The 24218-nt window shown below is 50.9% G+C and carries 22 protein-coding genes; 10 read left to right on the top strand and 12 right to left on the bottom strand.

Annotated elements, in window-relative coordinates; translation table 11 throughout:
• Positions 1 to 54: 54 nt before the first annotated feature.
• The 7 genes from SD10_RS09720 to aroQ all read right to left on the bottom strand — a co-directional run bounded on the left by SD10_RS09720 (position 55) and on the right by aroQ (position 7826).
• A complete protein-coding gene (locus tag SD10_RS09720; protein WP_046573627.1) occupies positions 55 to 2244 on the bottom strand; it encodes a glutamine synthetase III family protein in 2190 nt (729 codons plus the stop codon).
• Between the two features lie 237 nt (positions 2245 to 2481).
• Positions 2482 to 3222 (bottom strand): T9SS type A sorting domain-containing protein, encoded by a 741-nt coding sequence (locus tag SD10_RS09715; protein ID WP_046573626.1) that lies wholly within the window; start codon positions 3220 to 3222, stop codon positions 2482 to 2484.
• A 266-nt stretch (positions 3223 to 3488) separates the two neighbouring features.
• Positions 3489 to 3950, bottom strand: a complete 462-nt coding sequence (locus SD10_RS29395) for a hypothetical protein (protein WP_148562414.1) — start codon at positions 3948 to 3950, stop codon at positions 3489 to 3491.
• A 217-nt stretch (positions 3951 to 4167) separates the two neighbouring features.
• The gene (locus SD10_RS09705) at positions 4168 to 5205 is read right to left on the bottom strand and encodes a glutamine synthetase beta-grasp domain-containing protein (RefSeq protein ID WP_046573624.1); all 1038 of its coding nucleotides are present in this window, start codon (positions 5203 to 5205) and stop codon (positions 4168 to 4170) included.
• Between the two features lie 330 nt (positions 5206 to 5535).
• Entirely contained in the window at positions 5536 to 6111 is a 576-nt protein-coding gene (locus tag SD10_RS09700) for a MarC family protein (RefSeq protein ID WP_046573623.1), read from the bottom strand.
• Positions 6112 to 6201: 90 nt separating this feature from the next.
• Entirely contained in the window at positions 6202 to 7248 is a 1047-nt protein-coding gene (locus tag SD10_RS09695; protein ID WP_046573622.1) for an aminotransferase class V-fold PLP-dependent enzyme, read from the bottom strand.
• 149 nt (positions 7249 to 7397) lie between these two features.
• On the bottom strand, positions 7398 to 7826 hold the full coding sequence (gene aroQ, locus SD10_RS09690) for a type II 3-dehydroquinate dehydratase (RefSeq protein ID WP_046573621.1): 429 nt from the start codon (positions 7824 to 7826) through the stop codon (positions 7398 to 7400).
• Between the two features lie 102 nt (positions 7827 to 7928).
• Here aroQ and xerD point away from each other — a divergent pair, with 102 nt between their 5' ends.
• On the top strand, positions 7929 to 8858 hold the full coding sequence (xerD, locus tag SD10_RS09685; RefSeq protein ID WP_046573620.1) for a site-specific tyrosine recombinase XerD: 930 nt from the start codon (positions 7929 to 7931) through the stop codon (positions 8856 to 8858).
• Positions 8859 to 9043: 185 nt separating this feature from the next.
• On the opposite strand, the gene SD10_RS09680 is transcribed toward xerD, so the two are convergent.
• Positions 9044 to 9580 carry a hypothetical protein gene (locus SD10_RS09680; RefSeq protein WP_046573619.1) on the bottom strand — a complete coding sequence of 179 codons (537 nt, stop codon included), beginning with the start codon at positions 9578 to 9580 and terminating at the stop codon, positions 9044 to 9046.
• Between the two features lie 81 nt (positions 9581 to 9661).
• Here SD10_RS09680 and SD10_RS09675 point away from each other — a divergent pair, with 81 nt between their 5' ends.
• Positions 9662 to 10855, top strand: coding sequence for an aminotransferase class V-fold PLP-dependent enzyme (locus SD10_RS09675; protein ID WP_046573618.1), 1194 nt, complete (start codon positions 9662 to 9664; stop codon positions 10853 to 10855).
• Between the two features lie 96 nt (positions 10856 to 10951).
• Here the strand turns inward: SD10_RS09675 and SD10_RS09670 are convergent, their stop codons facing one another.
• The 3 genes from SD10_RS09670 to SD10_RS09660 are packed head-to-tail and all read right to left on the bottom strand — an operon-like array spanning position 10952 to position 12099.
• Positions 10952 to 11344, bottom strand: a complete 393-nt coding sequence (locus SD10_RS09670) for a VOC family protein (protein WP_046573617.1) — start codon at positions 11342 to 11344, stop codon at positions 10952 to 10954.
• A gap of 6 nt (positions 11345 to 11350) precedes the next feature.
• Complete coding sequence (locus SD10_RS09665) at positions 11351 to 11545, bottom strand: hypothetical protein (RefSeq protein WP_046573616.1); 195 nt, start codon at positions 11543 to 11545, stop codon at positions 11351 to 11353.
• A gap of 50 nt (positions 11546 to 11595) precedes the next feature.
• On the bottom strand, positions 11596 to 12099 hold the full coding sequence (locus tag SD10_RS09660; RefSeq protein WP_046573615.1) for a SixA phosphatase family protein: 504 nt from the start codon (positions 12097 to 12099) through the stop codon (positions 11596 to 11598).
• 167 nt (positions 12100 to 12266) lie between these two features.
• Here SD10_RS09660 and asnS point away from each other — a divergent pair, with 167 nt between their 5' ends.
• The 3 genes from asnS to SD10_RS09645 all read left to right on the top strand — a co-directional run bounded on the left by asnS (position 12267) and on the right by SD10_RS09645 (position 15684).
• A complete protein-coding gene (gene asnS, locus SD10_RS09655; RefSeq protein ID WP_046579304.1) occupies positions 12267 to 13736 on the top strand; it encodes an asparagine--tRNA ligase in 1470 nt (489 codons plus the stop codon).
• Between the two features lie 132 nt (positions 13737 to 13868).
• Positions 13869 to 14951, top strand: coding sequence for a complex I subunit 1/NuoH family protein (locus tag SD10_RS09650; RefSeq protein ID WP_046573614.1), 1083 nt, complete (start codon positions 13869 to 13871; stop codon positions 14949 to 14951).
• A gap of 64 nt (positions 14952 to 15015) precedes the next feature.
• Positions 15016 to 15684 carry a phosphatase PAP2-related protein gene (locus tag SD10_RS09645; RefSeq protein WP_046573613.1) on the top strand — a complete coding sequence of 223 codons (669 nt, stop codon included), beginning with the start codon at positions 15016 to 15018 and terminating at the stop codon, positions 15682 to 15684.
• Here the strand turns inward: SD10_RS09645 and SD10_RS09640 are convergent.
• Positions 15681 to 16769: a BamA/TamA family outer membrane protein gene (locus tag SD10_RS09640; RefSeq protein WP_046573612.1), complete on the bottom strand. Its 1089-nt coding sequence runs from the start codon at positions 16767 to 16769 to the stop codon at positions 15681 to 15683. The two genes, SD10_RS09645 and SD10_RS09640, sit on opposite strands and share 4 nt — an antisense overlap.
• Before the next feature lie 228 nt (positions 16770 to 16997).
• Between SD10_RS09640 and SD10_RS09635 the strand changes: the two genes are divergently transcribed.
• The 5 genes from SD10_RS09635 (at position 16998) to SD10_RS09615 (ending at position 24188) form a co-directional block, all read left to right on the top strand.
• Positions 16998 to 17813, top strand: coding sequence for a phytanoyl-CoA dioxygenase family protein (locus SD10_RS09635; RefSeq protein WP_046573611.1), 816 nt, complete (start codon positions 16998 to 17000; stop codon positions 17811 to 17813).
• Positions 17814 to 17930: 117 nt separating this feature from the next.
• Positions 17931 to 18704, top strand: coding sequence for an SDR family NAD(P)-dependent oxidoreductase (locus tag SD10_RS09630; RefSeq protein ID WP_046573610.1), 774 nt, complete (start codon positions 17931 to 17933; stop codon positions 18702 to 18704).
• 202 nt (positions 18705 to 18906) lie between these two features.
• Positions 18907 to 20352: a DEAD/DEAH box helicase gene (locus tag SD10_RS09625; protein ID WP_046573609.1), complete on the top strand. Its 1446-nt coding sequence runs from the start codon at positions 18907 to 18909 to the stop codon at positions 20350 to 20352.
• 281 nt (positions 20353 to 20633) lie between these two features.
• On the top strand, positions 20634 to 22790 hold the full coding sequence (locus SD10_RS09620) for an outer membrane protein assembly factor BamB family protein (RefSeq protein WP_046573608.1): 2157 nt from the start codon (positions 20634 to 20636) through the stop codon (positions 22788 to 22790).
• Between the two features lie 258 nt (positions 22791 to 23048).
• Positions 23049 to 24188: a DUF3179 domain-containing (seleno)protein gene (locus SD10_RS09615; RefSeq protein WP_046573607.1), complete on the top strand. Its 1140-nt coding sequence runs from the start codon at positions 23049 to 23051 to the stop codon at positions 24186 to 24188.
• Positions 24189 to 24218: the final 30 nt, after the last annotated feature.

Genomic DNA, 24218 nt, shown 5'->3' with positions numbered 1-24218 from the left:
ACACGATGGAACGACCAATGTGTCAGCCACTTATCCGTAGTTCACGTTAACTGTTTATTTCACAAACAGCAATTCCCGGTATTTCACCAGCGGCCAGTCTTCATCGTCCACGACTTCTTCGAGCTTATCGACTTCATAACGAATGATATCGAAATGGTCTTTCACTTCCGTTGAGTAGAGTTTGGCCCGTTCGGTGGTGTCGGTTACATTATTCGCTTTCTTGCGGGCATCGACCATCGACTCGACACTTCTTTTGATGGCAATGACGCGGGTCGATATTTCGCGAAGAATATCCTTAATGGGCCCGGCTTCAGCGTTCATACCCAGATCGACCAAATTGCGCGCTGTTTCAGCCAGTTTGTTCTGGTATTTCAACGCTGTCGAGACAACATGGTTCATGGCTAGATCGCCCATCACGCGCGACTCGATCTGCACATTTTTGATGTATTTCTCCAGCTCAATCTCATAGCGCGACTCCACTTCGGCATGGTTCATAACACCCGTCCGCTCAAACAGTGCCAGCGATTCGGGTTGGACAAATACGCCCAGTGCCTCGGGCGACGATTTAATGTTTGATAAACCACGTCGAGCCGCTTCCTCCACCCACTCGTCGGAATAGCCGTTGCCTTCGAACAGAATTCGCTTTGTGTTGGCATAGTACTCTTTCAGGATATCGACAATGGCCAGTTCTTTCTTTTCGCCCTTTGCCAGTCGCGCATCGAGATCGCTTTTGAAAGCGTTTAACTGATCGGCCACAATGGCGTTCAACACGGTCATGGTGGAAGCCGAATTGGCAGCACTACCCACCGCCCGAAACTCGAATTTGTTTCCGGTAAAGGCAAACGGTGATGTCCGGTTGCGGTCGGTATTGTCGCGCATCAGGCTTGGTATCCGGTTCAATCCGAGCTTATAATACACGTTATCGCCTTTGTTGACCGTCACTTCCGATTTCGTTTCCAGGTCATTCAGCGCCTGGGTCAATGACTCACCCAGGAACACCGACACGATAGCGGGCGGGGCCTCGTTGGCGCCAAGCCGGTGCTCATTGCCCGCTGAGGCAATGGTGGCCCGGAGCAGATCGGCATTGTCATGAACGGCCTTGACCACATTGACCAGAAACGTCAGAAACCGCAAACTTTCCTTGGGCTTCGTGCTGGGTGCCAGCAAATTAACGCCGGTATTGGTGCCCATCGACCAGTTATTGTGCTTTCCGCTCCCATTGACCCCGGCAAATGGTTTTTCGTGGAAAAGCACTTTCAGGTTATGCTTCTCCGAAACTTTTTCCATCAGGTCCATCAATAGCGCATTGTGATCGACGGCCAGGTTTACTTCTTCGAATGTCGGCGCTACCTCAAACTGACCAGGTGCCACTTCGTTATGGCGGGTTCGAACGGGCATTCCCAATTTCATGGACTCGAATTCAAAATCGACCATAAAGGCATTGATCCGGGGCGGAATGGAGCCGAAATAGTGGTCTTCCAGCTGTTGCCCGCGCGCGGGCGAATGCCCAAACACGGTGCGGCCTGCCAGCACCAGATCCGGACGGGCATAAAACAACGCCCGGTCGACTACGAAGTACTCCTGCTCCGGGCCCAGGGTTGGCGTTACTTTGGTAATGTTCCGGTCGAAATACTGGCAAACAGCCGTGGCGGCTTTATCCAGCGCATTGAGTGCCTTTAGCAGGGGCGTTTTGTAATCCAAAGCCTCGCCTGTATACGAGATGAACACCGACGGGATGCAGAGCGTTTTGCCGCCCGCCCCGTTGTCCATCAGAAAAGCCGGGGAAGACGGGTCCCAGCCGGTATAGCCACGGGCCTCAAATGTATTTCGCAGTCCCCCATTTGGAAACGACGAGGCATCGGGTTCCTGCTGAACCAGCGCACTACCCTTAAACTTTTCCACCGCTTTTCCCTCCATTGTAATGTCGAAAAAGGCATCGTGTTTTTCGGCCGTTTCGCCCGTCAGCGGCTGAAACCAGTGGGTATAGTGGGTAGCACCCTTGGAGGTTGCCCACGACTTCATGGCACCCGCCACTTCGTCGGCAATGGTTCGATCGATCTGGCCGTTGGTGCTAATGGCCTCGGTTACTTTCAGATATGCTTCGGGCGACAGAAGCGTCCGCATCACTTCACTATTAAAGGTATTGCTCCCAAAAAAATCACCCACGCGCTCAGTCGGCGCAGCGACAGCCAACGCCTGACGACTTTGGGCGATTTCAAGGGCTTTAAAACGGAAATTAGACATTGATGTAGCTAACGGTTTAGGTTCAAATTTTAACCAAACATACATGCCTTCCGCACAGATTACAATGGGCAGCACAAAAAAGCCCGACCACTTGCGTAGTCGGGCTTTTTTGTGTATGCAGTCAAGTACAAGCGTTTCACAGATTTTTTACCCTGTTCGCCAATTTCGCGCTAAATCAGCGAATACAATGGCTACACTAGCAAAAAATTGTCTGTTTTAGCTTATGCCGTTTGCATGTTACTGCTTTACCAGCTTATGAATGACCCGCTGGCCCTCGAAGGTAACCTCCAGCGCATACAAGCCTGTTGACAATGCGCCAACTGCCAAGGTCCGCTCGTTTTTTCCAGCCACACCCTTTTCATTATGCTGTTGTTGAACACGACCCTGCAAATCCAGGATACGCATCTGAACAGGACCCGCTTCTTTGAGGATAAAGGTTACGGTTACTTCTTCCTGCACCGGATTAGGCCGAACCTGTACTAGAGTTACCTCTTCCTGTATTGGTTCCAGGGCCGCTATTCGTAAGCCATTGGTCGAGAAGTAGACCGCTCCATCAGGAGATGTCCCCTGCTGATAACCCGATGGTGGCGCAATTCCACCGGGAAACGCCATACCCCACCAGTCAGTATCCCCGGCGTTTAGACAGGCCCGGTATTGATCTACACCGCCATCTTTGGTAAAATTGTCCCAGAAGTTGTCGCCCCGTACGTAGTATTTATCATTGGAGGAGCCAGCAACGGCTGTTACTAAGGCGTGCTTGCCATTGGCAAACGTCCGGATCTCGACGTTAAGCCCATTCCAGGTACCGACATGGCGAGGGCTGGCATCGCAGGGATTAGGTGGATTCGTACCATTTTGGGCGAAGAAAACAGCCCCGTCCGATTCGGCTCCCTGGTAGTAGCCCGAAGGCGGGGTGAGCCCACCCGGATTGGTCAGGCCATACCAGGCGGTAGTACCTGCATTCAGGCAACTCTGCAAACCAGCCGCACCGGGATCAAGACTAAAATTACCCCAGAAATTATCGCCCCGTGGATAGTACTTATCCGTCGACGAATTGGAGACTTTCTATAAGAGTCAAGAGTATCTTTTCGGCACCCCGCACTTACACATAGCCATAGTACGCCCACAGCGACCAGACCAGGAAGTTATTTAATTTTCATGATGTTGATTGATTTACGTGTATTCGACTGAAACATATTAATGCTGGTAGTGAGCCATAGCCCTGAACTCCTGTTCAGCTTTGCTTAATGAACTTTTTCAGCCTTATCAAGCCGAAAAACATAAACGGGAGCACTGGTCAGCTTAGGAATGTCAGTGAGTTCATAGAGCGTACCCCAGACTTGATACGGATAGGCACGAGTGGAATCAACCAGATGAAAATTGCCGTCACCATCATACTCCACATTATCTTTCATATTATCGTCTAGCTTCATAGCATTAATCTGATCGGCTTGAACTGGACACATCAAACAACTCTGGACAGGACCATATTGACTGGAACTCAACTGATCTTGAAAGATAAAACCTGACCCTAATACCCCAGCTCGGCTTCCTTCTAAACGCCTGACAAATCGGTTAGTCTCCTTTGGCCAGCAGCAGTCTCCATTCTTACAGTCAGTTAATGTCGGATCTTGTTGGCATCCTGCTCCTACATGTAGCCATAGCACACCCATAGCGACCAGATTTAAAAGTTGATTAATCCTCATGATGCTTATTTACTTATATGTGCTCGTCTGCAACATAAGTATTCTTTAGAAAATCTAAAATATATTACTTATAAACTTATTTGTTCAAACTCATATACATGGACTTCTAGTTCTAAAACCCAAACTGAAGAGGTTAACTATCACTAACTAAAGTATGTAAACCAAAAGCCCGACTACTCGCGCAGTCGGGCTTTGATAAGCTATTTATTCTGATAACCTAGGCTGTTTGCAGCACGTCGGAAGCCGATTTAACGGTTTTGATGATCACAGCCGCTACTTTGTAAGGATCGGCTGCCGAGTTGGGACGACGATCTTCGAGCCAGCCTTTCCAGCCGCGCTCTACCGTAGCGATGGGGATACGGATCGAAGCACCCCGGTCGGAAATACCGTACGAGAACTGATCGATCGATTGGGTTTCGTGTTTACCGGTCAAGCGCATTTCGTTGTCCGCACCATATACGGCGATGTGTGCTTTGATCACATCGGCAGGTGAAAACGACTGACAAATTTTGTCATATACTTCTTTGCTTCCCGATGTACGCAGGGCCGTGTTCGAGAAGTTGGCGTGCATACCCGAACCGTTCCAGTCGGTAGCACCCAGTGGCTTACAATGCCAGTTGATAGCCACATCGTATGTTTCACCGATCCGCTCCAACAGATAACGAGCTACCCAGATCTGGTCACCAGCGTCTTTGGCACCTTTGGCAAAAATCTGGAATTCCCACTGGCCCGTGGCTACTTCTGCATTAATCCCTTCTACGTTCAGACCAGCGTCCAGGCAAACGTCCAGATGTTCTTCAACGATGTTACGGCCGAAGGCGTTCTGCGCACCTACCGAACAGTAATACGGTCCTTGTGGACGCGTTGGGAAGCCTTCTTCGGGGAAGCCCAGTGGTTTGTCAATTGACGTATCCCACAGGAAATACTCCTGCTCGAAGCCAAACCAGAAATCGTTATCATCATCCTCAATCGTGGCACGGCCGTTCGTTACGTGCGGAGTACCATCAGCGTTGAGGACTTCACACATAACCAGGTAACCATTCTTACGCTGTGGATCAGGGCAGATAAAAACTGGTTTCAGCAAACAGTCCGATGAACCACCTTCAGCCTGTTCTGTAGAAGAGCCGTCGAATGACCAGAGTGGGCAATCTTCGAGCTTACCCGAGAAATCAGCTTCAATTTTAGTTTTAGAACGTAAGCTTTGGGTGGGCTTATAACCATCGAGCCAAATGTATTCTAACTTCGCCTTTGCCATGATGTACAAGTGGATTAATTGAATTGGGGTTTTGTCACAATACTTTCAGCAAATATAGTACGGCTTTGCAATAAAAAATAAATGCTTCCGGGGCATTTAACCGTATTTCTTATTGATTTTACGGAAATATTATAATTTTAATTCGTTTGGTACAGTAAATTACAACATTTAGCCACATTTTTTATCAGTTTATAATCTTAACGGGTCTATCAAGAAAAGCCCCTTTATTTCCGATTAACGCTCAGAAATAAAGGGGCCAGGCCAAAAAAATACGAATATTTCGGGAAATACGTCCTGCTCTGGTGGTTCCATAAAGAACCCAACCGATGATTAGAAATCGGCAATCAAATTGGTTTTAAACAGTTTAATGGCAATAGCCAGCAGAATAATACCAAATATCTTGCGCAGCACTTCCAACCCACCGGCTCCTAGCTGCTTTTCCAGCCAGCCGGATGATTTCAGGACGACATAAATCAAAACCAGGTTGAGAATAATGCCAATGACAATATTGAGCGTCTGGTATTCAGCACGAAGCGAAATAATAGTTGTTAATGTACCGGCCCCAGCAATCAGCGGAAACGCAATCGGCACAATGTGCGACGCCCCGCCAGTCGATACCTCCGATTTAAAAATTGTTCGGCCCAAGATCATCTCCAGCCCGATCAGAAAAATAATCAGGGCGCCCGCTACCGCAAACGAAGCAACATCGACGCCAAATAATTTTAGAATCCGCTCGCCAACGAACAGAAAGGAGATCATTAAAACCCCGGAAGCAAACGTTGCCCGTTCAGATTCGATTTTACCGGCTTTCTTGCGCAGATCAATAATAACGGGAAGTGAGCCGACAACGTCGATCACGGAAAAAAGGATGAGTGTAACGGAAACCGTTTCTTTGAAACTAAACATGATGGTGGCATAACCGGGACGGCCACGTCCAGGGAAGACTAATAAGTTGATAATTAATCTCGTACGTGGCTATTTAAGCTGCACACGAGATTAATATGACCGAAGAAATGCCATTAAGGTTCCAATCTCCTCATCCGTAATGGCGGGAAAGTTAGCGATTCGGAAGGTTGTGTTCTTCCAATCGCCATAGCCATTGCCAAGAATGATACCGGCCTGATAAGCAGCCTGTTTGATGTCTTTTATAGTCTTTTCAGAACCTTCTACGGCGATCACCGTGTCGGACCGAAGAGCTGGATCGTTAATCAGGAGATTGACCGCAGCCTCTGCCCTGTCCGATAAACCAGTGCGCAGGCCCAAATCTGACCCAGATCCAGCGAAAAAAGAATACCAGTCGCTGGCCCGTTTTTTTGTGATTTTTTCAACTATGGCAATGGGTGGCACCTGTTGCAGTACCCGCATCAGCATATAAATACCCAGACCGTTCGGGGTGTAAGGGGTCTGGAACTTCGCGAAATTCTCGTGAATAAACAGCAGACTATTGTAATGGGCATTCTCGCCAATTTCCTCAGCCCGTTTGAGTGCATCAGGCGAATAGATGAGCACGGCCAAACCCGCCGGAAGGCCGAAACATTTCTGCACTGACGCAAACCAGACATCGGCCAGCGACCAGTCAAACTGAATGCCCGCCATCGACGATACAGCATCCACGGCAATTAAGGCCGAGAAATCCTGCCGGAACTGAGCCAGCGTTTCCATGCTGACCTGTGTTCCATTGGATGTTTCGTTCTGAACGAGGCACAGCACATCCGCTTCGTTGAGGCTAACGGGTGGCTTTATTTTGTAGGCATACTCGGCCCATTTCTTCCCAAACGCCCCGCTGTAGGGATGCAGGCTGGATGTTTTGGTCAGTGACTGCGCCACAATTTCCCAGCATTCCGTGGCTGATGATACCAGCGCAATATGATAATTGGCCGGAATAGCCAGTTTTTCATGCAGCAGCCGAACGGTTTCCTTGACAACATCCATAAAACCCGCACTTCGGTGATTCAGGCTCACGATTCCCTGCTGCACCGCTTCGGCCGCGTAATCAGCCACTTGCGGGTATACTTTCGACGGGCCGGGGTAGAAGGTGATCATGTGGTATTCGGTTTGTGGTTTACCGTGTCCGTGGTCCGTGTCCTCCGTGGTCCGTGTCTTCACGGACCACAAAGGCGTCAGCAAAACCATCCGGATGAGCGGTCCGAGAGGACACGGACCACGGACTACAGACTAACTGACTTCATTCATCATTTCTCATACATCATTAAATACCGTACCGCCATCTCATAGCCCATCAATCCTAAGCCAACAACGACACCTTTACATTTTGCTGACAGATAGCTATGGTGCCGAAACGACTCACGGGCGTGCACGTTGGATATGTGTACCTCCACAGCCGGGGCCGTAACCGCCGATAGGGCGTCGGCAATAGCGATGGAGGTGTGCGTGTAAGCACCGGCATTAATAACGATGCCATCGACCTCAAAGCCAAGCTCATGAATTTTATCGATCAATTCACCTTCGTGATTCGACTGAAAATACCGAAGTTGCACCTCGGGAAACATCGCTTCGATAGTTTTCAGATAATCGACGAACGAGCGGTTGCCATAGATTGTTGGCTCCCGCTTGCCTAGCAGATTCAGATTTGGGCCGTTAATAATTAAGATTGACTTCATTGTGGTTTGTGCTTTGTGGTTTGTAGTTCACGGTTGGCTGACGCGAAGGAGCCCAACGAGACTACAAACCGTAAACCACAAACCACAAACCGTAAACCAACTGTGTGGCAAAGTTATATAAACGCCTTTAAGAACTATCTAAAACTGGAACGGTCGCTGGCCGAAAATTCGGTGGAAGCTTATCTGCACGACGCAGAGAAACTTTATGAATACATACTCCTGACGGACCCCAGCCGAACGCCCATGCAGGTAACGGAAAAGGAATTGGTCAATTTTCTGATGTATCTGGGTGAATTGGGTTTATCGGCGCACAGCCAGGCCCGAATGTTGTCGGGGATAAAGTCGTTTTTTAAGTACCTGATACTCGAAAATCTACTTCAGCACGACCCGACTCAGTTACTGGAAGCCCCAAAACTTGGCCGTAAACTGCCCGACACACTCAGCTTTCCCGAAATCGAAGCGATGCTGGCGGCTATTGACCTCTCCACACCCGGCGGCACGCGGGACCGCGCTATGCTCGAAGTCCTGTACAGCTCAGGCTTGCGGGTGTCCGAATTACTCAACCTGCGCCTAACTAACTGCTATTTTCAGGACGGCTTCGTGCGGGTGCTGGGCAAAGGCGATAAGGTCAGGCTAGTGCCGATTGGTCAGGATGCGATTCATTATACACTGGTTTATGTTGAGCATGTCCGTCGGAAACTGGATGTTCAGAAAGGCGACGAAGACACTATTTTTCTGAATCTTCGGGGGAAACAGTTATCCCGCATTTCGGTATTCACAACCATTAAGAAGCTGGCCACCGAGGCAGGCATCGACAAAACGATCAGTCCGCACACATTCCGGCATTCGTTCGCCACGCACCTGATCGAAGGGGGCGCTGACCTGCGGGCGGTGCAGCAAATGCTTGGTCACGAATCCATTACGACCACCGAAATTTATACCCACCTGGATCGGGATTATTTACAGCAGACCCTGCGCGAATATCACCCACGAAGCCGGAACCGCCCCACCACCCGACCAGACTCGAACTAATTTATGGGTTCCTAAAAGCAGCCTTTAAACGAGACGTTTAGCTTCGATCATGGCGAGCGCCAGCAAATCAATAAACCAAAGAAATCCCGGTCAAAAAAAGTCCCCGCCATCAAAGCCGATGGCGGGGAACCCCAATCTAACTAACCCAAAACTTAATAAAAACTTCACTCCCTTTGCTTTTCAGACTATGCGTCTGCATTGACTTTTTCACCGACAAACTGCTGGTTCTGGTGTTTGAACAATAGATTGAACGAAGTCAGACTACCGTAAATCCGGGTGATATATTGTTGAATATTGACTTTTTCCTCATCATCAATCGAGCTGGCATTCACGCGCTGCTCAAGTACCCGAAGGCGATCCCGCACCATCACGATTTTATGAAAGAAGGCATCGATCGGCATTTCTTTTTGCGACAGGTCGGCCCGACCGGGTTTTAGAATTAACTTACCACCCTTCCACTTATCGCCCAGCGGAACCACTTCCGTCTGATCGACCCAGCGTTGCAGCACCCGCGTAATGGACTGCTCGACATCAAACAAACTGACCATATCGCTGTCGGGCTCAATGGCTTCAATGATCGTCAGGGGCGCGTCGAATTTGAGTATCTTCACGCCATGATCATGAAACGTTACGATATAGCCAGTTGCTTTTAAGTTGATAACGACACCGTTACCAAACTCATCGTGTCGTATGCGGGAACCAATGCCCAACAGGGTATTCATAAACCACTCATGTTAAAGAATTCATAATACCATAAACAAACGTCGTGCCAGAATAAATTAACCTTTTCGCTTTTTCATCGTATGCCGAGTCCACTTCCGACACTTCTCACCCAAAAAGATACGTTTACCCTTCCCGCAGACATTCACTACCTCAACTGCGCCACCCGATCACCCTTAAGCCAGCGTGTTGAACAGGCCGGTCTGGACGCCATTCGTCGCGACACCAATCCGTTTGGCCTTCACCCCGACGATTTTTTTAGTGGGGCCATGCGTGTCCGGGCGTTGTTTTCCCAGCTCGTCAACAACCCCGATGCTGAGCGAATTGCCATTGTTCCGTCGGTATCATACGGCATGGCTGTGGTGGCACGAAATCTGCACAACAAGCCGGGAATTCGGGCCGGACAGCGCATTGTACTGGTTGGCAGTGAATTTCCCAGCGATGTATATGCCTGGGATCGTGTCCGCACCGAACTGGGTCTGACGGTGACCACAGTGGGTATCCCTGATGAATTTCCCAAAGGTGCGATCTGGAATGAGCGTCTGCTCGATGCCATTGGTCCCGATACGGCCCTGGTTGTGGCTCCGCCGGTTCACTGGATGTACGGCACCCGCTTCGACCTGGAAGCGGTAGGCAAACGAGCCCGTGACGTGGGGGCATGGCTGGCCGTCGATGGTACGCAGGCCATTGGTGCCCTGCCGTTCGACCTGGCAGCCATCCAACCCGACGCCGTCATTTGTGCAGGCTATAAATGGTTGATGGGACCTTATTCGATTGGCCTGGCTTATTACGGACCGGCTTTCGATGAAGGCACACCGCTGGAAGAAGGCTGGATGAATCGGCTCGACAGCAACCAATTCCACCGCCTGATGGATTACCAGCCCATTTACCGCCCAAAGGCCTATCGGTATAACGTGGGTGAACATTCGCATTTCCTGCAAATGCCTATGCTTGAAGCCGCGCTGTCCCAACTGAATGAGTGGCAACCCGAACGAATTCAGGCCTACGCGGAAGCACTCATGCGTGATGTCTGGCCCGCGTTAGAGGCACTAGGCTGTCGAATTGAACCGGTAGATGAACATCAGGGGCGAGCCCATCACCTGGTTGGGGTATGGCTACCCGACCACGCAGATCCGATGGCGATTCAGCAAGCCCTACAAGCCGAAAAAGTGTCGGTCTCTGCCCGAGCGCAGGCGTTACGCATTGCCCCTCACCTATACAACACGCCCGAAGATGCCGCAGCACTGGTCCGCGTGTTAACGCAGGTAATCATGTAGAGCCCGCATACCTGCGGCTCAGGTACCGAACGGCTTTTTAAATTTCGTAGGCGCAACCCTATTGCTGATGCCTGTGAGCCGCAAAGGGTTGCGGCTCTACGCTTGCTCGTAAAATTCCAGCGGCAGGTCGTCGGGGTCGGCGAAGAAGGTAAAGCGCCGACCCGTGTGCTGATCGACCCGAACGGGCTCCGTTGGTACGCCATGTTCAGTCAGGTGCGCGATGGCTGCGTCCAGGTCGGGGACGGCAAAGGCCAGATGACGAAGACCCAGCGCTTCGGGGCGGGATGGTCGTTTGGGAGGATCCGGAAACGAAAAGAGTTCGATGATGTACTGGCCGTTGAGCGCCAGATCCAGTTTATACGAATTCCGTTCGGCCCGAAAATACTCCCCCAGAATGGACAGTCCCAGTATCTCTGTATAAAACCGCTTTGAGGTTTCGTAGTCCGAGCAGATGAGGGCAATGTGGTGAACAGCAGATAGATTAAGCATATGTTTTTAGGGAGCAAGCAGTGTGTCGGTTGCCATCGTATCGATAGCCACACCATCTTTTGACATCGGTAACGCTCGTTCAACCTCCCGGCGTTTGTTCCAGGGAGCCGTTGTCCGGCGGCCCATGTCGACGGCGATTAGAATTACGAGGGATGTAAAAACGATAAAGACAATGATGAAGATTCGACGGTTTCGGTTCATAAGCGTGGTCTTGATTTAACCGGCGATGCTGGTTTTACAGATAACATCAATTACTCGGCAGGTAGTTGCTTTGGTCCAATTTCAAACGAAACATGCCCCGTACGCCCCGACATTTCGGCCCAGCTCACATCGTCGAACCGGACGGCGACTACAGCCCCCTTGCTCATCGACCCGATGAGTTGGTGCGTCAGGTATTCGGCCAGGTACGACACATCCGGGTTATGCCCCACAATCATAGCCGACTGAACCGTATCGGGTAAGGCGTTCAGGGCGGCAAGATACGCTTTTGGTCCGCCATCGAACAAAGCCCCGTCCAATCGAATTTGTGCCGGATCATACCCGATTTGTTCAGCCATGACCATAGCCGTGTCTTTGGCCCGAGGGGCCGTACTGCTGATGATCACATCGGGCAGAATCGTCTTGTCGTGTAAATAACGACCCATTCGGGCAGCGGCAATAATACCATCAGATGTTAGCTGGCGGTCGTGATCCGGCATGAAACTAGCCCGGTCTTCAGCTTTGGCGTGACGAACGATATAAAGTGTAATGGGCATGTCTGGAAAGAATTAGACGCAAAATTAAGCGGGTAATTGGCACCTACCTTATTAAATCAATGGTAAAACTCGGCCTTGCCACAAATGTGTTTCTTTCACTTATGGGCGTTTCGGACGACAATCCGTACTTTTACGCCCACAACCATTATACTGGTCGCCGTTTTCGTATGAGTTATTTACCTATTCAGCAATTATTAAAAACTGCCCCCATCGGAACTACTGTAACCGTAAAGGGGTGGGTCCGCACCAAGCGCGAGAGCAAAAACGCCGTTTTCATTGCCCTTAATGATGGATCGACCATCAATAACATTCAGGTGGTATCCGAAGCAGGCCAACTTCCCGAAGAGACATTAAAGCTCATTACCACCGGATCCTGTCTGGCGATTACGGGCCAGTTGGTTGAATCGCAGGGGGCCGGGCAAGCCGTTGAAGTAAAAATTTCATCTGTTACCATTTACGGTACTGCCGACCCGGAAAAATACCCGCTGCAACCGAAACGGCATTCGCTGGAGTTTCTGCGCGAGATCGCTCACCTGCGTCCCCGAACCAATACCTTTAGCGCCATTCTGCGCATCCGGCACGCGCTGGCGTTTGCTGTTCATCAGTATTTTAACGACAACGGATTCTATTACCTCAACACGCCCATCATCACGGCGTCTGATGCCGAAGGAGCAGGCGAAATGTTTCGCGTTACAACCCTAAATGCGACCAAACCACCCTTAACCGAAGACGGCAAGGTTGATTATAGCCAGGATTTCTTCGGTCGCGAAACCAACCTCACCGTATCGGGTCAGTTGGAAGGTGAGCTGGGCGCTATGGCACTGGGCAAAATTTATACTTTCGGACCAACGTTCCGGGCCGAGAATTCCAATACGACTCGCCACCTCGCTGAGTTCTGGATGATTGAGCCCGAAATGGCTTTCTTCGAACTGGAGGACAACATGAACCTGGCCGAAGACTTCCTGAAAACCATTATTCGGTATGCACTGCAACACTGCGCCGACGATCTGGCCTTTCTGGATAATCGCCTGAAAGAGGAAGAAAAGACCAAAAAGAAAGAAGAACAGAGCGAGCTGGGTCTGCTGGAAAAACTCCAGTTTGTGATCAGCAATGATTTTGTCCGGCTCACGTATACAGAAGCCATCGACATTCTAATCAACTCAAAACCCGCAAAAAAAGGGCAGTTCCAGTACGAAGTTGGCTGGGGCGTCGATTTACAATCGGAACACGAGCGGTACCTGGTGGAGAAGCACTTCAAAAAACCGGTGATTCTGACCAACTACCCCCGCGAAATCAAGGCGTTCTACATGAAGCAGGACACCGAGTCGGCGGTTGGCGCCCGTGGCGAAGTATTTGGCCCAACCGTTCGCGCCATGGACGTGTTGTTTCCCGGCATCGGCGAAATTATTGGTGGTTCGCAGCGGGAAGATGACCTGGACAAACTCACCGCCCGGATGCACGAGGTCGGCATTGAACCCGAAGCGCTGTGGTGGTATCTGGATACGCGTCGGTTTGGCTCGGCACCCCACGCTGGTTTCGGCCTCGGCTTTGAGCGACTGGTGCTGTTCGTCACGGGTATGGGCAACATCCGCGATGTCATTCCGTTCCCCCGCGCCCCCAAAACTGCCGAATTTTAAAACTGGTATTCGGTATTCGGTTTGTGGTTGGCATGAATTGCGTTCGCCGGTCCGCCAGCGGTCAACAAATCGTAAACCACAAACCGTAAACCGAATACCACATACCGAATACCACAAACCGTAAACCGAATTATGCTGGCACTCCCCATTTTTCTTGCTCTGGCATCCGGCTTTGTCGTCGTTGGTGTGTATACGGAACGCAAGGTTTCTGCCTTCATGCAGGACCGGCTTGGACCGATGGAGACGGGCAAATGGGGCCTGCTTCAGCTTTTTGCTGACCTGCTCAAACTTCTTCAGAAAGAAGACATTGTCCCCACCGCAGCCGACCGACGGCTGTTTCTGCTGGCACCGGCCATCATTTTCGCGTCGGTGTTTGCGGGCTTTGCCGTACTGCCCCTCACGCCCGATTTACAGGGGTCGGGAGCAGCCGTTGGTGTGTTTTACCTGATGGCCATCGTCTCGTTCGATGTCGTCGGTATTTTAATGGCAGGCTGGGGTTCCAACAACAAATACTCGCTGTTTGGAGCCATGCGATCGGTGGCACAAATCATTTCCTATGAGATTCCGCTAGGGCTGACGATCCTGTGTGTCGTTATGATTTGCCAAACGCTCGATTTACAGGAAATCAGTTTCCAGCAGGGCATTTTTGCTTCAGGGACGAATTACCTGCTCGGGTTGAAAGGACTGGGCATCGACGTGACGCACTGGGGCGGCTTTTTCTCCTGGAACATCGTCCGAAATCCTTTCCTGCTCGTTGCCTACATCATCTTCTTCATTTGTACCCTGGCCGAAAGCAATCGGGCTCCCTTCGACTTACCGGAAGGCGAGTCGGAGATAGTGGCGGGTTTTCATACCGAGTATTCAGGGATGCGGTTTGCCCTGCTCTATTTGTCTGAGTACGCCATGATGCTACTGGTTTCCTTTCTGGGTGCGGTGTTGTTTCTGGGTAGCTGGAACACACCCTTCCCTAATCTTGGCCCCCTTCGGCTGGCCGATTGGACGAGTGGCGCCCCCGGTACGATTTGGGGAAACCTGACGGGTGGCTTCTGGCTTTTGTCGAAAGTATTTTTCGCCGTTTTATTACAAATGTGGGTTCGCTGGACGTTTCCCCGCGTTCGGGTCGATCAAATGATGTTTCTGTGCTGGAAAGTACTGACCCCGGTCGGCTTGATTTTAGTATTACTATCGGGAATTTGGCGGTTGTTAATGGTTTAAGCGATAAACAGGCTTGCCTCATTTAAAAGCCACGTTGTACCTTTGCGGCCTTTTACAATTTTACATGTCCATTCTCACACCCAATCCGACCAGCGACCTGATTTGGCAAGCAGCCTGGCAATCAAACACGTTTCGCTGGAAATTTAGCCTGGGGGTTCTTGCCACCACCGCCTTACTTTTTACATTTCCGGGCTTCTTTCAAACCATTGAGAGTCATTCAGGACCCGTTTTGAACGACTGGGTGCTTAACCAGCTTCCACCCACCGACGTATCGCTGGGTATTTTTCTGACCATCTGGGCAACGGCCCTGCTGCTGATTATTCGGGCCCGGTTCAGCCCGGCGGTGTTCATGATGTTTATTTATGGGTATATCATCGTCAGCCTGTCGCGGATGCTCAGCATCAACCTCGTCCCGCTCGATCCGCCCGTTGGCCTGATTCCGCTTATCGACCCGATCAGTAATGCCTTTTACGGGAAGACCTACATCACCAAAGATTTATTTTATTCGGGGCACACATCCTCTATTTTTCTGATGTTTTTGTGTCTGCGCCGGTGGTGGGACCGACTTTTTGCGCTCATTGGCTCTATAGTCGTCGGCTGTTTATTGCTAGTCCAGCATGTTCATTACACCATCGACGTACTGGGTGCGTTTGCGTTTACGTATCCACTTTACTGGCTGGGCAAGCAGTTTGCGCTTTCGGGCTGGGATAATGTGGAGAAACAGGAGAATTAAAACGCTTCGCCTAACTGAAAATACAGGCCATTCGACAGCCCCTGCCCTACACCCCAGCCGTAGTCGATTCGCAGGTTCAATCGTTCCTTACGGTTGAGGGCAAGCCGCACGCCCCCGCCATACGAATACTTAAGCTCTTCGAAATTAAGGTTGCGAAGCCGATTGCCTACGTTGCCGACCCCCACAAACCCAACCGCCCCAATTCGCCAGAATAATGGAATGCGGTATTCTGCCTGGACCACCACCTGATTTTTACTGCGGTAACGTCCATCATAAAAACCCCGCATACTGTTGGAACCACCAAAGCTGGCCAGACTGCGTAAGGGCACCTCGCCCGAGTTAAAAAAACCATATGCCTGGATAGCCAGGACCTGTTGCTGGTAAATTCGGAGAAAACGCCGGAAGTCGATAACGTAATTGGTATATCGGAAGTTGGAACCAAAGACGGGCGAAAAGTGGTTAAAAAATACCTGCAAAAAGCCACCCTTATCGGGGGCAAACGCATTGTTTCGTGAATCGTATGTTAGGCTTAACCCTGCTCCCGAAATATGATACGGATCGCGACCGGTTACCTGTAACTGGTCGAACAAACCGCCGGGCTGGTAGTCGACCGCCAGCAATCGCTGATATTCGTAGACTACACCCAGAAAAACACGGTCCCGAAGCTTTCGCTGAAAATGCAGGTAAACGTAGTATTGCCGGAACGCGTAAGCTTCTTCCTGGCTATTGGGGGCATATTTGCCGAGGCCCCAGAATTTATCCGGAAAGTTGCTATACGATAATTGATAATTCAGGATAATGCGTTCGCCAGGGAAATACGTAGTGCCATTGATAGCGGCAATGAACTGTTTTCGCAACGAGTATAACGCCAGGGCCTGTGTATTCGATGTGCGCGTGAGGGAGTCATGTCGGTTAAACCGGAATGTAAACGAACCCGCCAGCCCCAACGACCAGTCTGTTTCGATAGAGCGGGCCACTAAGGGTAGAATTAGGGTATTTCTGGTTTTTAACAGCTGATTGGGTATAGGTTCCTGAGGCACCGGAATACTATCCGACTGAGCGAGCAGAGTAGTAAAAACACCCATTAATAAGCTGATTAACAGCAAAAACGACCTTTTATCACGTAAATTATGCACAACAACCGGAATGACCGTTAATTAAAGTCACATTAATTAAATTGCGCCAAAGTAATCCTAAAATTGTAAATTTCGTAGATTTGAGCCTTTAATAAACAGTGAAACTTGCGCCCGTCGGTTAGCGTGCGGTCGCCGGTAGGCATCAACGACGGAACCTCCGAATTGTAAACCACCGATATGAGCAAATTAAACTTGCCGCCCTTTACGCTGGGCGAAACCATTACCCCTGAACAACGCCAGTTTTTCAACAAAAATGGCGTTATCGTATTTCGCAATTTTATCCATCCGGAAACAGTCAAATTATTCATCAGTGAAGTTGAACGCATTGAAAAGGAGTGGCTGGCCGAAGGTCGTGACAAAGTCAACGGCGTACCGTTGAAATTTGGTCAGGATGAAGCTGGGAACCCCATGATTCAGCGGATGTGTTTCCTGTCACAGTACAGCACGGCACTTCACGAATTTTTGCAGGATCCACGCCTTCAGGCTGTCGTTGACCTGCTTCAGCCTTACGAAGGACGTATTGCCGAAATCGAAAAAGACGGACTTATTCTCAACCACTACATTCGTACCCCAAATAGCAAGTTTTCGCAAATGGGCTGGCATACGGATAGCCCGCGCGATATTTTCCTCGGGCAACGCATCATGCCGATGCTCAACGTGGGCATTCACCTTAACCCAACTCCTTACGAGAACGGCGGTCTGCGTGTTATTCCAGGTACCCACAAGCAGGGCATTTTCAAGATGTTATTCCGCAAGAAATACTTCGTGGATAATGATCCTGACAAACACGAAATTGGCTTCGATATGAATGCCGGTGATTTATCGGTACACGATGGACGGCTTTGGCACCGGGCGCAGCAATCTCCCTTCGTGGGCGAAGCCAGCCGTCGACGGGTTATGTATGTACCCGTTGTAACGGGTAAATACATGCCGAAAAATGCCAACAGCAAGACCCCATTCTACCACCGGTTTATCTCGAAAGTAAATATTTAAACCCGTCGTACGTGAACAAGTCGTAAGGAGAAAGTGGCTGACGCAGAAACAAACCTCGCGCATCAGCCACTTTCTCCTTACGACTTAATCATTTACCACCTTTACGACTGACTTAGTATGGCCTACGCCTTAATCACCGGAGCCAGCAAGGGCATTGGCCTGGCCATTGCCAAAGAGCTGTCCCGTCGAAAGTTCGATTTAATACTGGTTGCCCGTTCAGAATCATTGCTGGCGCAGGTGGCCCGTGAATTAGCCAACGAACACGGCATTAAAACGGACTTCCTGGCGGTTGATCTGGCCCAGACGGGTGCTGCTCAACAAGTTGTCGACTGGTGCAGCCAGAAGCAATATTCCATTCGGATGCTGGTCAATAATGCGGGATATGGCTTGAGCGGTCCATTCGAGAAACACTCACTGAGTGAGCATACCAACATGATGGCCGTAAATATGACGGCCCTGGTTGAGTTGACGTACCTCTTCCTGCCCCAGCTTCGGCAGCAGACCAAGGCATACGTTCTGAACATAGGCAGTTCGGCGGCTTATCAGGCGGTGCCAGGGCTAAGCCTATACGCAGCCTCCAAATCGTTTGTCCTTCAATTCAGTCGTGGGTTGCACCAGGAGTTAAGACGCTCAACGGTTTCTGTTACCTGCGTGTGCCCTGGCTCAACCGATACCGACTTTGTTGACCGGGCACAAATCGGAGATAAAGGTCGAAAAGCGGCCGAAAAAGTAAATATGACCCCTACTGAAGTAGCCCGACAAGCGGTGGAAGCCACGCTGGCCGGTAAGACGGAACTGGTAACGGGACTGCTTAACAAAGCCGGAAAATTAATGGCCTGGCTACTACCGAAAGGATTGGTCGAACAAACGGCTGGTAGTATTTACGACTAATTTATCTGGCTAGCAAACAGTCAGCGGGACGGCCTTGCAAATGCGTTGGGGCCGTCTTTCTTTTGCCGGCAAATTGTATTCCGCCAATAAATGGCACTTTATTTGTACTATGGCCGTTGTACACATATAACTTTACAAAGACGTTGGATGCTGGACCCCATTTAGTACCCTATTCCATTGCCTACCGACGTCCAACCAACACATGCAATTTTCCGATTTATCATTAATTGATCCCATCCTGAAGGCCCTTGCTGAAGAAGGATATACCAACCCTACACCCATTCAGGAAAAAGCCATACCGATTTTGTTAAGCCGCCGGGATTTACTGGGCTGCGCGCAAACCGGAACGGGCAAAACAGCCGCCTTTGCCATCCCAATTCTGCAATTGCTAAGCGAAGAACGCAGCAAAAGCACGGGTGGCCCACGACGCATAAAGACGCTCATCCTGACGCCAACCCGCGAATTAGCCATTCAGATTGCCGAAAGTTTTACAGCCTATGGTCGTTATCTAAACCTGCGGAGTACGGTTATTTTCGGGGGTGTTTCGCAACACGCGCAGGTAAATACCTTGAAAGCGGGCGTGGATGTGCTTATCGCTACGCCCGGCCGTTTGCTCGACCTGATGAATCAGGGATTTATCTCGCTCCGCGATGTGCAGTTTTTTGTCCTGGATGAAGCCGACCGGATGCTCGACATGGGTTTTATTCATGACGTCAAAAAGGTCATTACAAAACTGCCCGAGCGCCGGCAATCGCTGTTTTTCTCAGCAACCATGCCGGTCGACGTAGCTAAACTGGCCGATACCATTTTACATAATCCGGCTAAAGTTGAAGTGACACCCGTTTCTTCGACCGCCGACACGATTGAACAAGCCATGTATTTTGTCGGCAAAGATGACAAGCGTAAACTGCTCGTCCATATCCTTGACGACAAAGCAATTAAATCGGCCCTTGTTTTCGCCCGCACCAAACATGGCGCGGATAAAGTTGTGAAAGACCTGTTGAAAGCGGGCATTGGTGCCGAAGCCATTCACGGCAACAAGTCGCAGAATGCCCGTCAGCGTGCACTTTCTAACTTCAAAAGTCGGGAAACGCGCGTACTGGTGGCCACGGATATTGCCGCTCGTGGTATCGACGTCGATGAATTGTCGCACGTGATCAATTACGAGTTACCAAACATTCCCGAAACCTACGTTCACCGCATTGGACGGACAGGCCGGGCGGGTCATGATGGCATTGCCCTGTCGTTCTGCGATGCCGAAGAAACCGCATACCTGCGCGACATTCATAAACTGATTGGCAAACGTGTTCCGGTTATCGACAATCACCCGTACGTACTGAATATATCCGAGTCAACTGTTTCACCGGCTCCTGCCCGCCAGGGCCAAGGTGGTCGCAACGACAATCGCCGGGGCGGTGGCCGGCCAGGCAGCCATAACGAACGCTCAGCCGGATCATCGAACAACGGTGGCGGGCAGTCCCGTAACCAAAGTCCGCGCCCCCGCTCTGAAAGCCAGGGTAGCAGCTCGTCGGCCCCGCGTGAAAGAGAAAGCAACCGCCCAGCCCGCAGCAACAGTCGCCCACAGACCCAAAGTCGGGGCACTGGCAACAGCCGGTTCAGTAATTCAAGTTCCGATAAGAATTATTAGGGCGATTGAGTAAACGATTTTGAAATGGCTAATGAACAAGGCTTATCCTTGTTCATTAGCCATTTTTTTGTGGCGTCATGTTCTTAAACATGACGCTGCGAGGTTTCTTAAAACCTTGTGTATTCGTGTTGGCTTGGTTTTGAGAATCGCAACCGGTATGCCGGGGCGGGCGAACCGTCCTCACTGTGTTGGATGTAAGCATCTGACACCACATTAATAAAGTAACAACACCCATCCTTTTTGCTTTTGGTGTAGATTTGTCAGACTACTCCCTAAGCTCCATGACGCGCTTATTTTTTGCCCTTTTTGTTTTCGCCATACTGGCCGTTAGCTGGTCGAGGGTTAGCCAAAATACCACCGATACAAAACCCAACGATTATACCAACTGGGGCGAATACCTGGGCGGCCCAGACCGAAGCCACTACTCTGCCCTGACGCAGATTACCCCCGAAAACGTCAAGAATCTGACTGTAGCCTGGACGTATGCGGCCCCTGACAGCGGGCAGATTCAGGCCAATCCAATTATCATTGATGGTGTTCTGTACGGGGTAACGCCCACCGTACAAGCCTTTGCCCTGAATGCGGCTACGGGCAAAGAAATCTGGAAATTCGGAACACCAGACAAGCAATCGCTCAGCACCAGCCGGGGAGTTACCTACTGGCAGTCAGCCAAACAAGCGGGTAAGGACGAACCAGAAGCCCGAATTCTGTACACCGTTGGCTCTTTCCTCTACGCACTGGATGCCAAAACCGGAAAACCCATACCGAGCTTTGGACAGAACGGCCACATCGATCTGCACGAGGGGCTGGGCGAGCAGGCGAAGGATAAATTCGTTATTTCCAATACGCCCGGCACCATCTTCGAAGATCTTATTATTATGCCCGTCCGCCTGTCAGAAGGAGCCGATGCGGCACCGGGGCATGTACGGGCCTTTAATGTCCGTACGGGCAAGCTGGTCTGGACGTTCCATACCATTCCGCAACCCGGTGAATATGGGTACGATACCTGGCCGAAGGAAACCTACAAGAATACGGACGTTGGTGGCGCTAATAACTGGTCGGGTATGGCCGTTGACCGGCCAAGGGGTATTCTTTACGTACCGACTGGCTCGGCGGCTTTTGACTTCTACGGTGGCAATCGTAAAGGGCAAAACCTGTTTGCCAACTGTTTACTCGCGCTGGATGCCCGCACCGGCAAACGGCTCTGGCACTTTCAGGCCGTCCACCACGACATTTGGGACCGTGATTTCCCGGCACCGCCCAATCTCCTGACCGTTACCAGCAACGGCCCCGACGGACGGCCCAGGCGGGTCGATGCAGTCGCCCAGGTCACTAAATCGGGCTTTGTTCTGGTATTTGATCGGGTTACGGGCAAGCCGCTCTTTCCCATCAAGGAAACGCCCATGCCCAAATCTGATGTACCAGGTGAGGAAACCTGGCCAACTCAACCCATACCAACCCGGCCGGCTCCGTTTGCCCGTCAGAATTTTGGCGAAGCGGACCTAAACCCCTACTCGACCGAACGCGACTCACTCCTGGCCCAGTTTCGACGCAGTCGCCGGGGAACTTTTCAACCACTCAGCCGGCAGGGTTCCTTTATTTACCCCGGTCTCGATGGTGGGGCCGAATGGGGTGGTGCCGCCACCGATCCCGACGGCATTATGTATGTCAACGCCAACGAAGCCGCCTGGCTGATCGCGCTGAACCTGGCCCCTAAACAGGATGAACTGGCTCATCTTACGCTGGGCAATCGGCTGTATACCACGACCTGCTCCAGTTGCCACGGCGCAGAACGCAAGGGCAATGCCACGAGCGGCTACCCATCGTTAGTTAACATCGGGCAACGGCGGGATCGGGCGTATGTAACGCAGATTATCGGGCATGGTAAAGGCATGATGCCTGGTTTTACGCAATTATCAGCTGCGGAAAAGCAGGCCCTGGTTGGCTTTCTCTTCGATGATGAAAAGATTGAAGCGGTGGGTAAGGTGACCAAGGGCAGCAAGACGCCTTATGTTCCTTACAAAATTTCGGGCTACACGAAGTTTCTGGATAGTAAAGGATTATCTGGTATTGCGCCCCCCTGGGGCACGCTCAACGCCATCGACCTGAATACCGGCGAATATCGCTGGAAAATTCCGTTGGGCGAAGAGCCCGAACTGGCGGCAAAAGGCATCCATAACACAGGCGTTGAAAACTACGGTGGCCCGGTTATAACAGCTAGTGGTTTGCTGTTTATTGGGGCCACCAAAGACGGGAAGTTCCGGGCGTTTGATAAACAAACCGGCAAGCTGCTTTGGGAGACGACTTTGCCAGCCGCCGGGTTTGCCACGCCAGCCACGTATCAGGCGGGCAATAAACAGTATGTTGTCATTGCCTGTGGCGGAGGCAAGTTGGGCCAAAAGAAAGGAAATAAATACGTGGCTTTTGCGCTACCATAAACACGTTAGTGCATTGATCAGGTAGCCTTACATCGATACCTGATTTTTAGGTAACGTGCAGAATGATTAACTAATCGCTTAAGTTAGTTATGAGGATTTTTCTCCCGACGGAGGAGGTATCTTAAAGCTTCCTGGCAATCAAGTAAGGACACGTTAAGATCCTTCCACCGTCGGGAGGACAAAAAAAGGCTATCCATCATTCACATTAGTTAAGAAAACTTGAAACAGCGGTCTCGTTGAACGCGCCACTTTAGTAGAATGAAAAATCTTTTTTACATCGGTATCGTTGGGTTGCTCCTGTTCGAAATAGCCAACGTCTATTTTATCATGCCCATGCCGGGTAGCCAGCGAATGAACAGCCTTGATTTGGCTTACTTCCTGTACTCATGGCGGTGGGCATTCAGGGCTGTTTTCGGTTTGCTGATCCTGGCCGGTGCTGCATCGGCAATCAGGCAGTCGAGATGGGTGGCTTTGGTTGCGTTGGTACTTGTGGCTGGTGTTGGCTACGCGTTCAACTTCCGAATGGCGGCCGACCATATGTTTTATCAACCCAGCTCGGTACAACTCCAGCCAGCCAGTCGCAATGCCGTTAAACCCGATCGGGAGATTTTGGGCATCAAGGTGAACGGGCAGGCAAAAGCGTATCCCATTCAATTTATCGGTTATCACCACCAGGTGCTGGATACGATTGGCGGTCAGCCCATTATGGTTACCTACTGCACCGTTTGCCGTACCGGACGCGTGTTTCGTCCGGTCATAAACGGAAAACCAGCGACCTTCCGGCTCGTTGGTATGGACCATTTCAATGCGATGTTCGAAGATGCTGGTACGGGAAGCTGGTGGCGCCAGGCCAATGGCGAATCCATTGCCGGTTCGCTTAAAGGCGATACGCTACCCGAAGTATTCAGCGAACAGATGACCCTGAAACAATGGATGGCCCTGCATCCTCATAGCCTCGTTATGCAGCCTGATACCACCTTTTCGGAGCGATACGCAAAAATGGATACCTACGAGCGCGGCAAAGGCAGTAGCGACCTTACCCGCATGGATAGTCTGTCATGGCATGATAAATCGTGGGTAGTGGGCCTGAGTGTTGGCAAGCGCAGCAAAGCCTACGACTGGAACCGCCTGAAACGGGAACGCCTGATTCAGGACACACTCGCCAATCGCCCGGTGCTCCTTGTACTGGCGAACGATAATCGCTCTTTTTTCGCCTATGAACGTCCTGCCTCGCCCACCCGCTTCGTGCTGCGCCATGATACCCTGAGCAGCGGCACGCAATCCTATGCCTTGAGTGGCCGTTCGCTGGGTGCTGGTCCTGGACTCGTCCGGCTGCCTGCCCATCAGGAGTTCTGGCATAGCTGGCAAACCTTCCATCCAGCTACCGGACGATATTAATTTCAAACCTACGGGGGCAAAAAGCGCTTG

The organism is Spirosoma radiotolerans (assembly GCF_000974425.1).
Classification (GTDB): domain Bacteria; phylum Bacteroidota; class Bacteroidia; order Cytophagales; family Spirosomataceae; genus Spirosoma; species Spirosoma radiotolerans.
Note: the sequence above shows the minus strand (reverse complement) of the source record. Positions and strands in the feature narration are given on the sequence as shown.